This is a genomic window from Oceanobacillus sp. FSL K6-0127 (assembly GCF_037983385.1).
Classification (GTDB): domain Bacteria; phylum Bacillota; class Bacilli; order Bacillales; family Amphibacillaceae; genus Oceanobacillus; species Oceanobacillus profundus.
This window is the reverse complement of record NZ_CP150287.1, coordinates 737,425-750,832: the sequence shown is the minus strand read 5'-3', so window position 1 is coordinate 750,832 and position 13,408 is coordinate 737,425. Positions and strand designations below refer to the sequence as shown.

Here is a 13,408-nt window from a genome sequence, read left to right as displayed (position 1 = left end):
CCGATTTTACATTTCTATACTACTACCTAGACAATAAGCCTGTTATAAAAGACTCCAGCCACTTCGCATCCTCAAACGATTCTTTTGTTAATTGCTTCGTTTGTAGTGGGGTAATGAATTGAGCACCGTGCTGAAAAGAGTTTGACTGTTTAACAGCAACGAATTCCCCCCGCTCTACTCCATCAGCTACCTCTACAATATCTTCTACATGCAGACCTCTTTCAATGCTTTCTTTTTCGATTCTTCCTTCTTCCGTCATTTTCCAAACAGCATCCGCAAAAATTGCTTTCTCAAAAAGCACCGTTGCACCTAGTGACTCATCCATTGTAATGGCAATATCTACGTGATAGCCTGGAAGCAATTCCTCTGCATCATCTCCTGTTTCAAAAGCAACCTTGAAAGGATAGATACTTTCTTTTTCGATTTCGATCTCATTTGGTGATTTACTAACTTCCTCGACAACTCCATCTAAGCGAGTACCTATTTCATGAACAGCTACTTCAGCGGCCCGCCCTTCCTCCATCTGGGCCCGCTCTTGCTCTGTCAATTCACCGACTGCAAGCACATCATTATTTTGAATCGTAATTACGGGATCATCCAGATTTACATGCAGCTGACTAATTGTCCCTTCATAAGGACTTTCTACTGTTAGAGTATCCCCTGTTGTCCGCAGCTCGGCTAATTGATTATTAATCGTCTGAAGCTGAGCATTTTTTTGTGACAGCTCCAACTCTTGTTCGACAAGAAATTGCTCCTTCAGCAAATCAGCTTCAATCGACGTTTGCGGGTACTCGACTTCAATTAACTCCTCCGTAATGCTGACGGCATGTGGCGAACCAATCTCATCAGACGGGATCTGATACATTTCCATTTGCGAAATCGCTTGTTCAATTGCCGAAATCTCTCCCTGAATTTGATCGGCTTGATTCATCAAATTAGTTTCCATTTCGTAATAATCATGAACGAGGTATGTATATAATGCATCACCGGCATTTACCTGCTCTCCTTCTTCGACAAGAAATTCCTGAAAGCTTCCAAGCTGTTTGTCGAAGTAAACATGCTCTTCCCCAACAGCGCGAAGCACACCAGGCTTAAAAATCTTCTCCCTCATATCTTTTTCAAAACTCTTCGTCCATTCATTCACATACGATGTCCGTTCCACTTTTCCTTCATCGTCCAGGAATACCAGCAGAAAGTTTACAGCGATGAAAAGAATCATCATCATGAGAATCAGTCTCTTACGCATCACCCAAACCACCCGCCTAATATGTAAGAATCACCCATGGCAATAAGTGCTGTAAGACACCAGCCAAGAAAATGCAATAAAATAACGTTTATAGCGATGACGTACTGTTTCATCTCCGAAAAAGCGGAGATATATTTTACTTGAAACCAAATAATCCATAATTGGAATAATGTAATGGCTCCAAAAAAGAGAATCACCCAAGGTATTTCCGTTATGTAAGAGGCGATAATTCCTAATGATAATGGTGACACCTGCCAGTTTAACCCAACAAAAATAACAAGTGGAATCCAAAGCAGTCGTTCCATTAACATGACAACCAAGACAACCTGCTGCATAATAACTAGCTTTTGATATGGTATTCCAGTGAGCAGGTAGAACAAAAGGCTCGGAAAAAATAAGATAAATGCTGCAAACAAAATCGCATAGAGTGCTCTGCCTAGTATGAACCATAGCTTACTTGTTTCATAAGCCGTATCACTTAGTGTTACCGCAATACCTGAAATACGTTCTGTTCCTAATCCAAGGAATGCCATCCATAGATAAATTGCGATTGCAGCAACAACAAGGACAACGTTCACCTTCCACAACTGCTCTATGCGTTCTGCTTTTTTTATGCGAAATAAATCGTCCTCCATCGAAAAGAGGAGCCTAAATAAATGAACACGATATGTCATAAACCCCATTCCTTTTCTTCTTGCCGTAATGACTTTATTTTAACTTACAATTTGAAGAAATTCTATGAATTTTGTCTTTTCTGACTCATAACAGGACATTAGTCCCTATGCTGGGTGGCTGGAAGGGCTGATGCGGTGCGGTAGTTTAGGTTTCGGGCGGTAGTGGGCGGGAAGGTGTCTTATTTTCGCGTTTTGCGCTATAACCGGACGGGGAGGTGTCTTATTTTCGCGTTTTGCGCTATAACCGGATGAGAGGTGTCTTATTTTCGGATATTTACAGTAACTGATTAATGAAAACCGCTATATCAGTAGACATACCGGTTTTCACAAGTGTTTCTACATCCTTAGAAATAATCCGCAAAAAACGTCTGTTTCATCGGGATAAGTTTTTCCATTTTTTCAATCGTATGCCTATCTCCGTAAATTAGCTCCAATTCTGCTAGCTCTTGTGGACGTTTATAACCGAGCAACATGGAGGTGAGCTGTTGGACCGTACAATGCATTCCTTCACTTCCACTTAGATTCGTGTTCAAATTGGAAATCGTTACATTACCGTCTGTTCCACTTATTTCATAAGTCCCACTATTCTCTGGCACAAAACTGTCTTCTACATGTAGCTGCATGGAAACGTCTGGTAATTCCTCAAAGGGATAGATTGACAAAAATCCTGGCACGTCAACAATACGCGCCATAAAGTATGGTTCAATTGTTTGCTTAAAGCGCGGCTCATCGATCAATAATGGTAATTTATCATTTTCAGGAACCACCATCTTGACCTCATTTGCCATGGAGTCATGATTAGCAATAAAATTCAGAAGCAGCTTCCAACCGTTTAATGACAGATATACAAATTCTTTTACTTCAAATTGTTTATCTTTTACATTGTAGAATATGTATCCTTCTGCTTGATTACTATCATCGTAACAAACTGCCATCATCGTATCCTTCGCTAAAACACGCTGTTTCCACCATTTTTCATCACGAGTGAGCGCTCCATTGAATTGCTTGGCGAAATCAGTATAAATAGTGTGAAAAAGTTCGATATTCACGGGAGTTCTTCGGACGCAGCCAGCTGTATCCCATTTCTGTTTTAATGCTTCCATTGGAATGGTGTAGTGTTTTTCATCAAATGCAACTTCCCAGCCAAATCTCCGATAAAATGGAACTGAAAATGGATGTAAATATGACAAGGTTTGCCCATTTTCCTTCATATATTTTAAGGCATGAGCAAGCAGATCCTTTACCATTCCATTTCTGCGGTATTCTGGCCATGTTGCCACAGAGCTAATACCACCAATATCAAAGGTCTTACCATTTATATATACAGAAAGTGGTATTAAATGGAGCTTAGCAGCAATCTCCTCTTCCTCCATCCATCCCCAAATGGTATGTCGATCAGCCTCTTCCTTCTTCTTTAATAAATCGGCTTCTGATAATTTATATTGAAAAGCAAACTGAGATAACTCAAAAATCTTGTTATAATCAGCTGGAGATAACTCTTTAATTGGATTCATATGTACATCCTCCTTATACACGATGTCTTACTCTATCATACTAGGAAAATGTAAGGGGTGGCTAATCATTTAATTGGAGGTGGAGATGTTTGAAAAGTAATCGGGTATATAGAGGAGGATAATTAAATTCAAACTTACTTGGTTTATGTGGATAACTACTTCTAAATTTAGATTTTTGCGCATTAGCCTATTGTTATACTGTTGCATTCTAAAAAAACAACCTAAAACAAAAGTCCCCACCTAAGTGAGGACCACTATTAAATCGCCTTACTGTATTGTTTCTCGCTTCTCCGCTAAATCAAGTTCGAGTTGTTTCGTACGTTTTTTATTTAATGGATAGAAGAATACGAGAATAAGGAATACTACAAAGTACGTAATAGCTGGTGTCAGTGTTGCCACTGTATAAATTCCATCCTTCACCTCTTGTGCTTGCACGGTAGCTGCATTATTATAGCCGACAAATGTAAGTGCAAATCCTGCTAGTCCTCCTGCAAATGCCTGTCCCACTTTTCGTGCGAAGGAATACACCGCATAGACCGTACCATCTTCACGAGAACCAGTTAAATACTCCTGATAGTCAATTGCATCTGAAACAAAGGCCCAGATAATTAATTGTAAAAACGCAAAACCGAAAAGCCCAATAGCATTGATTGTGAAAAATAGTGGTAAAGATATATTTGGAATTAAATATAGTATTAAATAAGCAATACCTGCTATTAACATCCCAGCTGCACCAAGCTCTTTTTTACCAAAACGCTTTACGAGCGGTGCCAGGGCTGGCATTGCAAGAAATACGGCACCACTTTGAAGTAAACTAAATATACTTAAAAGGGCTGCATTTTCAAAGTAGTCTTTGAATAAAAATACGTTAATGGAACCAACAAGCATCATGGTCAACATAAATAATAAGGAAGCAATCAAGAGCGTAATTAATGGCTTATTTTTCAAAAGACCTTTAGCCGTTGTCGCAAAACTGAGTTTTTCACCAGCTTTTTTCTCTGGTTGCTGGATACGTTCTGTTGATAAATTTACACAAGCCATATAACATGCAATAGCTAAAACGGCAAATATGACAGCCACCGTGAATAAGCGACTTGGAGAAACTTCATTATTCACAAATACGATGAGTGGTGCACCTGCACTAATTATAAGGTTCGCAGCCATCGCACCCGTTGTTCTCCATCCAGATAGTGATGCACGATCAGTGGAATCGCTAGACATAACGGAAGCCATAGAACCATATGGAATGTTTACCGTTCCGTATAGTGCCGCCCACGCCATATAGGTAACATACGCATAAGCTAAATAAAAGCCATCGCCCATACCAGGAATATGAACAAAAAGTAACACCGTAGTTATCGCGAGCGGGAATGACATTCGAAAGATCCAAGGCTTAAATTTCCCTTTTGGTGTTGTCTTCCTCGAGTCGATAAAACGTCCCCAAAGAACATCTGTAACCGCATCCCACAATCGGGCAATTAAGAAAAGTGTACCTACTGCTGCAGCACTGATACCGAAGACATCGGTATAGTATACCATTAAGAATGTACTTACAAGAATAAATGAGAAATCGTTTCCAAAATCACCGAATAAATAACCTATCTTGTCTCTCATCCCAAATGGGCGTACGGATGGTTTTAGCTCGTTTGGTGATTGTTCAGGTGTTTTTAATGCAGCTTGACTCATTTTAATTCCTCCTAAGAATTTGATTCATTGAAGATTATCTTTAACTTCTCAACCTACCTAAGTATCATATCCACAACATAAAACCGCTTTCATAATAGCGAATATTCCATACCCGAATACTATGAATAGTTACATGTTCTATATGTAAATAATTATTTTGTTTTATAAACAAACTAAAAAGGAAGAATGATTTGGTTCTGGTTAAGCAAGCCATACGGGAGGTTATTTATTAACTCTATGCCTCTATTTAACAAACCAATAACTAAATCGCTTTCAATATATGCAATTTTAAAATTAATTTCATTGATATTTGTCTTCTGATTAATTTGTCTACTAAACTAACTAAATATTATTTTACATGTAAGCGCTTGTAAAATCAAGTGCTTTTTTCTGTTTTTTGTGACTAAATGGTTACGTCTGAATTTTATAGAAGCGAAAAACTACCCAGGATTATTTACTTACCACTATTAATGAATAAAAGTTATTGCCCACAATGTATCGACACATGATTCAAATTTATTAATAGCTCATGCAAAAAATGCTGATCACAAGTAGTGAACAGCATTCATCTATATTAACAAAGTGTATTATATTGCTGGGTCTTCAATGTTTTTAGGCTTATCCTTCATTTCTGCAATTGTAGCCTGAATTTCCTCCATTTTCTTATCATCCAGTTTATAGAATTTCATCATTGTAATAGATATTCCTAATAATAAGGCTGGAATTCCGAATGCTAATAAGATGGTCATTGTATACAGTGGTGTTGTTAATGGATCATCTATCGTTGGAAATTCGTTTTTAAAACCAATCATTGCAACAGCGCCCCCCACAATTGCAGGTGCTAAAGAAGTCACTAGCTTATCAATAAATGAAAACAGTGTTCCTAGCATTCCAGGTATATAGCGGCCAGATTTGGATGTTTCATAATCAGAAACATCGGCTATCATCGGATTTACAAGTGCTGACGGAACGCCGCCGAATCCAAGTGCAAGTGTATATAAAACAATGAATAGAATCATCCCTATACCAATACTTGAAAGTGACATCGAGGTTGGATCGTCTATTAATAAGAATAATGCAATAAGACCAACAAAAGAAAGGAATGTTATCCAGGATGATAGAATAAAGGATTTCCTCATTCCAGATTTTCTAGCGATCCCGACAGCTAGAAATGTTATTAATAACACCGGAATAACTGTAATCATGGAAACCGTGCCACTCATCCCATAGTCACCCAATAATATTCCGAACAACATAACCATAACTACAGAATATCTCAATAGGGAGAATGCCAGCTTGTCTGACGTTGTTGCAATACTTAACAATTGTAATGGTCGGTTTCCTTTAAGAATTTTCCAGTAATCACGAAATCTTGTATTTGTTGTGTCTTCTGCTAAACCATAAAATTCTTTACGATCTTTTCCTGAGATTGCAATAGCTGCTAAAATTGTAAAGATGGCAGAAGCAATTAATGCAAGTGCATTTAATTCTGTGAATAGCCCCATCGTAAAGCCGCCATATTTTGCAACCAAATAAGATGCAACATAAACCTGACCACCTGTAAACAGAACTGTATTATATACCCCATCGAAAACTGCATAGAGCGGTCGCTGTTTTGGATCATTCGTTAATACGGTTTGAGCAGCTTTTGTAATTGTTGTCTGGAAGGTATAGCCAATTACATAGAGTGCATAAATCAGCACGAAGAATATAAATTGCATGGACTCTGGCAATATATGTGTCACATTATACATTAGCAAAACAGATGTTGCTAAGATAATATTCCCCAAAATCATTAACGGACGAAACTTCCCAAATCTAGACTCCAACTTATCAACAATGAAACCTACTATAGGGTCTGTAATACCATCGAAAATCCGCATAGCTGTTAAAACTGTACTTACTGCTACAACTGCTAAACCAGCTATTCCCGTAGCATAATAGGTAACAAACATGAGAATAAACATATAAAGGTTTGTCGCCGTATTGTTTAATGCAAAAAGGCCTATTTGCCATATTTTCGCTCTGTTGTAAACTTTTCCATTATCCACTATTGTATCTGCCATTTCATTTCCCCCTCAGCTATAATTAAGCGCTTTCAAATTGTCGATTTTTTTATGAAATTACAGGTATTACAGAGAAAATCTAATTTAAATTTATTTGTTTGTTTGGCATGCAAACTAACTAAACGATATTCAGCTAATGAAGACGTCTTATAATGCAGAAATTATGGGGCTTTGTTGGTATTTCATTAGATTCCAATCTTATGTGAGAAAAAACAAAAGTCTTTGTAGTACACCTGTTAATACTTTCTTTCACTTTAAACATTTATAATTATTTTAAAAATTAGTTAATTCAATAAACAAATCTGCCCTCCTTCGATACAATATTATTTGTTCATCAAACAAACTAAAACTAAAAGCTTTTCTTGATTATAATTGAAAGCGCTTTAAATAACAAGCATTTTTTTTAGCTATTTAAGCAAGTATTTTAAGAGGAATATTTTCTACAAAACCCCCGTCTCTATTAACGCAAAGAGCAACAAAATTTGAGTAAAAGCGAAAGCGCTTGGAATTACGCTCACTAAACAGCAAAAAACCGTCCCGAACTATAATATTCAGGACGGCCAGCTCTATTTAGTAATTACTACAGCTTCCTCTTGTGTTCTTAAGCATAATTCTGCTGCTTTAAAGGCATGATCTTGGGTCATTGCATTTTCAGTACGATGAATACAGTCCTTGATCAACTCACCAAAGAATGGGAAGCCAACTTCACCGGACAGCGCATAGTGCTTCTCGCCATCTTTGTTAACAAGGTAAAGATGATCCCCTGTTTCTTCTCTTGCTACATCAACGTATTTACGAATCTCAATCGTACCCTCTGTTCCTGTAATAAATGTACGGCCATCTCCCCATGTGGACAGACCATCTGGTGTAAACCAATCGACCTTGAAGTAAAACGTTGCTCCATTGTCTCCTACGAGTGTAGCATCTCCATAATCCTCTAACTCAGGATAGTTCGGATTGTTATAGTTTCCAACTTTACTATGCAAGATACGCGCATTTTCATTTCCAGTAAAGTGTAAGAATTGTTCAATTTGATGGCTGCCAATATCGCATAAAATTCCTCCATATTGCTCTTTATTAAAGAACCAATCGGGACGACTATCCGCGTTTAGACGATGAGGACCAAAGCCTGTCACTTGGATAACGCGGCCGATAGCCCCATCGTTAATTAACTGACCAGCAAATACAGCACTTTCTACATGAAGACGTTCGCTAAAATAAACCATATACTTTTGTCCTGTTTTCTCCACGATACGCTTCGTTTCTTCAAGCTGCTCCATCGTTGTGAATGGCGTTTTATCCGTAAAATAATCCTTGCCAGCCTTTATAACCTTGTTTCCTAAAGCACTTCTTTCAGAAGGAATGGCTGCTGCCGCTACTAATTTAATCGATTCATCATGTAAAATAGTTTCGAGTGACGATGCCACCTCTACTTCAGGAAATTGTTCAACAAACTTCTGCACCTTTTCAGGATCTGGATCATACACCCATTTTAATGTTGCCCCTGCCTCTATTAAACCGTTACACATCCCGTTAATATGACCATGGTCTAATGCGGCAGCAGCAATTGGAAACTCCCCTGCTTTAACGACAGGATTTGGCTTTCCTTTTGGCGCATAATTCATTCCATCTCCGTTTCCCATATCTCACCAGCTCCTTTAAGTCAAATATAATCTCTCGTAAGTAATAATCAGCTTATAGTCCCCCAGTTAAAACCAATCTGCGTATCCAAGCTTTCTCAAATTTTCAGCTGATGTTTGCAGACAATCAAATGGATCTCTGCCATACGTATCATCTTGTTCAATTAGGAAGTATTTTGCTCCGCTTTCCAGACCAGCTGCAATTACTGCCGGAATATCCAAATTTCCTTCGCCTACTTCAGCAAATTCTATGAGATTGGTAAACTTGTGGAAAAACGCAGCCATATCTTTTAAATCATCTTCGTTCACATCTAGCTTTCCAATTCGATAGTCCTTCAAATGTAATAAGGCAATTCGATCTTTGTATTCTTGAATAAATGTTACCGGGTTTACTCCCGCACGCTGAATCCAGTGAACATCGAGCTCAAAGCCAAGCTTTGATGTATTGTTTTTCATCATATCAAGTAGGTATTCGCCATCATACTTTTGGAATTCAATATGGTGTGTATGATAGTATAATTCGATTCCATGCGCTGCTAATCTCTCAGCCATTGCTTCGGCACGTTCAATAAATGCAAGAATTTGATCTTTATCACCCATTACATTTAATGGAAGCATCCCAATACGTATATAGTTACAGTTAAGTGTCTTACAATCCTCCACGATTTTTTCGAAGTCCTTGCTTAATGTTTCCCCTGGAGCACCTGGCAGCATCGGCTCTAATCCAGCAGAAAGTGCAGCAATTTCAATATTAAATTCTTCACTTGCTTGTTTTAACGCCTGCACATTTTCTACTGTCATCGGAATTTGCGAAACCTCAACAGCACGAAAGCCAAGTTCATGCAGTCGTTTCATTGTCTCGTATGCACCGATCTCTTCGACTTTACCTTTGAGCATCATCATTTGTACGCCAATTTTGCCTTTTGTCATTGGTATACCTCCATTTTTATCGTTTTCTTAATTTCAGATGATCTGCGAATTGCACTAATCATTTCCATGGACTTCTGTGCATCTTTGACATGAATGTAATTGTCTGTATCATTTTCAATACAGGTATAAAAGTGATTTATCAATTTAGAATGGCTTGCACCGTAATAGAATTTCGATCCAGGAAGCTTACTGTCCTCTATTACGCTTTCTTTTATTCCATCTTCATTTGTTTTTGTAAGGATACTATCTTTAATTGTTAACTTTCCTTTTTCTAGAATTACCTGAAATTCAACCGATGAGTTCGTTGCATTTGTGACGGTTGCAAAAAACAGTCCTGTTGCCCCGTTTGCAAATTGAATATTCGCTGTCGCAGTATCTTCGACATCATAGCCATAGTCAACTAGGTTATCGATCGAACCTCGTATCGTTTCGATTTTCCCGCCAACTAATTGCATTTGATCTAACGTATGGATAGCTTGATTAATCATGACGCCACCGCCCGCTAGTTTAAACGTTCCTCGCCATGGCTTTACATCGTAATATTCCTTTGGCCTGAACCACGTTACTAACCCTTTTATTCCTGTTACTTTGCCGTATTTTCCACTCCGAATTAGTTCTTGAAGCATTTCAAATGACTCATTCAAACGATTTTGGAAAGCGACGCAAATCTTAACGTCCTTATGCTGTTCTTCTAATTCAGCTAAAAACATACCTTCTTCTGCATTTCTTGCAAGAGGCTTTTCTAAAAGAACGTGCACCCCTTTTTCGACACATGCTTTTGTAGCCGGGTAGTGCAGGTGATGTGGCAAACAAACATGGACACAGTCTAATTCCTCTTTTTCTAGCATTTCATGATAGTCATGATAAAAATGAACATCTGGGAACGATTCCTTTAAGTTTGTATTTGTATCACATACTGCAACTAAAGCTACGTTTGAATTCTCCTTTATAGCTGGTATATGGATTTTGGAAATATCACCTAAACCAATTACTGCTACCTTCAGCATTATTTGGTACTCCCTTCACTAAAGCTTATTAGAAAAACAGGGCTGCGGGGCCCTTGTTTTTCTATCTATAAGCGATCCTATCTCCTTATTTTGGGATAGGGCTCTTCTTTTCTTCTTCGATTTTCTTCGTTAACGCGGCAAAGTATTCGTCTTCGTCAACTGGTAACTCTACTTCTTTTCCTAACCAGCTAGATAAGTGAATCGCATTTGCTAGTGCAACACCATTGATTCCATCGCTACCAGGAGCAAGTAATGGTGTTCCTTCAAGGATGTTGGCTGCGAAGTTCTCCATTACTGAAGTATGCTGTTCTCCCCATACACTTTCAAACTTTATTACTTCTTCATCATAAATCTCTCCAGGACCAGCACCCATGAAAATTCGCATTACGTCCTGCATATCCATTGTTGCACTCATCTCCGACTCAGGAGTTTTCAAGCGTTTAATTGTAACGGTTTCACTATCGTCAACAACAATTTTCCCTTTATCGCCATGGATTTCAAAACGGTCTGTACCCATAATGTCATGTGTACATGTGATAAATGTACCTGTAGCACCATTTCCATAGTCAAGCAATGCTGTTACCTCATCTTCTACAGCAATATCTCTTTGGTAGCCATATTTTACATTGGAGTAAACTTTCTTTGGCATACCAGCAATCCACTGAAGCAAGTCCAATTGATGTGGTGCTTGGTTCACAAGAACTCCTCCACCTTCACCTTCCCATGTTGCTCTCCATGCGCTTTGATCATAATATCCTTGTGGACGCCACCAAGTCGTAATAATCCAATTCGTACGTCGGATATTTCCAATTTCACCATTATCAATAACTTCTTTAACCTTTTGATACAATTTATTAGTTCGTTGATTAAACATGATGCCAAATGTAAGCTCTGGCTTTGTTGCAGCAAAGTCATTTAGTTCCTTAACTTGCTTTGTATAAACACCTGCTGGCTTTTCAACCAATGCATGAACGTCTCTTTTTAGTGATTCAATCCCCATTTCTGGATGGAGGTAATGTGGAACACACGTAACAACTGCGTCTACATCTCCACTCTCCAACATATCAATGTAATTATCGTAAAAAGGAACATCTGGATACTTCTCTTGTGCCAACGCTTTTTTATCAGGATCTATGTCACAAATTGCCCCAACTACCATATTCGGTACTCTTCCTTCAGTAATAAACCCTGCATAAGCCCCACCTTGTGCACCTAAGCCAATAATACCTAATCTTACTTTTTCCATTATCCATTCTCCTCACTATATATTTTTAGACGTTTGCGACGAAATTCGCCCGCTGTCATGCCTACATGTTCACGAAAATAACGACTAAAATGCGAAGCGCTTTCAAAACCACTTTCAATCGCAATTTCCTTTATACTCTTTTTTGGTTCCATCTCCAGTAAATACTTCACCTGTGTCAATCGGGATGCCATCACATACTCCATTACTGTAAACCCCGTCATTTCTCTGAATAAATGAGAAACATAGGACTTACTTAAATTCAATGCCTCAGCAATCGATCCAACTGTTAATTTTTCCATATAATGCGCTTGAATATATTTCAAAATGTTTTCAACATGCTCCGCTTTTTCCGACTTTTTGTCGATTAGCTTCTTGGAATCCTTTTGGCCTAAATTATATACACTGATTAGCACTTGGAGTAAGAGTACTTTCAGCTCCGTTTCTAGATGAAGCTCCTGGCGATTCGTTACCTGGCTCAATTCAGAGAGCTGTTGAATAAGCTTCTCTAATGCCTTTGATTCTTCATTTTCCTTCGTTCGAATTAAGCAGTGGTGCAGCCGTTGAAATGCTTCTAATAAATACATCGCTCCTAATTCCTCAAGTACAGACTTCACCCATTTTGGTGAAAAATGAACAGCACTACGAATATACTCACTATTTGGATGGACATGTGGTTTATGCAATGTCATCCCATCCATGATTAGAATATCCCCCGGTTCCAAGTCATATATTTGGTTATGAATCAAATAACGGCATGTACCAGCGTGAAAGAAGTAGATTTCATATTCTTCGTGGGCGTGGTAGTCAAATGGCTCATTCGTACCTCGCATTCGATAAAACGCTATCATTGATTGGTTCAAACAGACCACTCCTTTCAGAGGTCTAATTTAATTTTATATGAATGATATAATAATAGCATTAGCCTAAACTGTCTGTTATTTATCAAAAATTGACTGAGAGTGCTTTTTTAAAAATTATCTTAGATAATAGCGTAACAAAAAGGGTCTGTAAGTAGCCAATAATATCTATTTTTCATGTCAGAACTTAAAGATTGAAAAAGACTTACCAAAAAACACCACAAACCATCCGTGTAAACGATGATTTGTGGTGTCTAAGCTAGACTTCTTATTGTCCAAATAAATTTGGCAAGAACAACGAAAACTCTGGTATATACGCAACTAATAATAACACGAGAATCATAACACCATAGAAAGGTAACATGGCCTTTGCTGACTTCTCTATCGATATTCGACCAATAGCAGAACCAACGAAAAGCACCGAACCAACTGGTGGTGTAACTAGTCCAATACCTAAGGCTAAAATTAATACAACTCCAAAATGAACGGGATCCATTCCAGCGCTCGCTCCTCCACATGCCGCTAATACATAGCTACAAACA

11 protein-coding genes are annotated in these 13,408 nt (G+C 38.2%); all 11 read right to left on the bottom strand.

Annotated elements, in window-relative coordinates; all coding sequences use genetic code 11:
- Window positions 1-22 precede the first annotated feature (22 nt).
- Complete coding sequence (locus MHH64_RS03640) at window positions 23-1,246, bottom strand: HlyD family efflux transporter periplasmic adaptor subunit (protein ID WP_340002691.1); 1,224 nt, start codon at window positions 1,244-1,246, stop codon at window positions 23-25.
- Window positions 1,246-1,920, bottom strand: coding sequence for a hypothetical protein (locus tag MHH64_RS03635; protein WP_303449500.1), 675 nt, complete (start codon window positions 1,918-1,920; stop codon window positions 1,246-1,248). The genes MHH64_RS03640 and MHH64_RS03635 overlap by 1 nt, the downstream gene beginning before the upstream one ends.
- A gap of 344 nt (window positions 1,921-2,264) precedes the next feature.
- Window positions 2,265-3,434 carry a GNAT family N-acetyltransferase gene (locus MHH64_RS03630; protein WP_095313403.1) on the bottom strand — a complete coding sequence of 390 codons (1,170 nt, stop codon included), beginning with the start codon at window positions 3,432-3,434 and terminating at the stop codon, window positions 2,265-2,267.
- A 267-nt stretch (window positions 3,435-3,701) separates the two neighbouring features.
- Window positions 3,702-5,120, bottom strand: a complete 1,419-nt coding sequence (locus MHH64_RS03625; RefSeq protein ID WP_095313405.1) for a glycoside-pentoside-hexuronide (GPH):cation symporter — start codon at window positions 5,118-5,120, stop codon at window positions 3,702-3,704.
- A gap of 587 nt (window positions 5,121-5,707) precedes the next feature.
- Window positions 5,708-7,186, bottom strand: a complete 1,479-nt coding sequence (locus tag MHH64_RS03620; protein WP_340002690.1) for an MFS transporter — start codon at window positions 7,184-7,186, stop codon at window positions 5,708-5,710.
- Between the two features lie 566 nt (window positions 7,187-7,752).
- Entirely contained in the window at window positions 7,753-8,829 is a 1,077-nt protein-coding gene (locus MHH64_RS03615; protein WP_340002689.1) for a Gfo/Idh/MocA family oxidoreductase, read from the bottom strand.
- Window positions 8,830-8,895: 66 nt separating this feature from the next.
- Window positions 8,896-9,756, bottom strand: coding sequence for a sugar phosphate isomerase/epimerase (locus MHH64_RS03610; protein ID WP_340002687.1), 861 nt, complete (start codon window positions 9,754-9,756; stop codon window positions 8,896-8,898).
- Window positions 9,753-10,763: a Gfo/Idh/MocA family oxidoreductase gene (locus MHH64_RS03605; protein WP_340002686.1), complete on the bottom strand. Its 1,011-nt coding sequence runs from the start codon at window positions 10,761-10,763 to the stop codon at window positions 9,753-9,755. The genes MHH64_RS03610 and MHH64_RS03605 overlap by 4 nt, the downstream gene beginning before the upstream one ends.
- 85 nt (window positions 10,764-10,848) lie before the next feature.
- Window positions 10,849-12,009 (bottom strand): Gfo/Idh/MocA family oxidoreductase, encoded by a 1,161-nt coding sequence (locus MHH64_RS03600; RefSeq protein ID WP_187393175.1) that lies wholly within the window; start codon window positions 12,007-12,009, stop codon window positions 10,849-10,851.
- The gene (locus tag MHH64_RS03595; RefSeq protein ID WP_303449516.1) at window positions 12,009-12,869 is read right to left on the bottom strand and encodes an AraC family transcriptional regulator; all 861 of its coding nucleotides are present in this window, start codon (window positions 12,867-12,869) and stop codon (window positions 12,009-12,011) included. Before MHH64_RS03595 ends, MHH64_RS03600 begins: the two co-directional genes overlap by 1 nt.
- Window positions 12,870-13,134: 265 nt before the next feature.
- Window positions 13,135-13,362: a TRAP transporter large permease subunit gene (locus tag MHH64_RS03590; protein WP_303449518.1), complete on the bottom strand. Its 228-nt coding sequence runs from the start codon at window positions 13,360-13,362 to the stop codon at window positions 13,135-13,137.
- Between the last annotated feature and the right edge of the window lie 46 nt (window positions 13,363-13,408).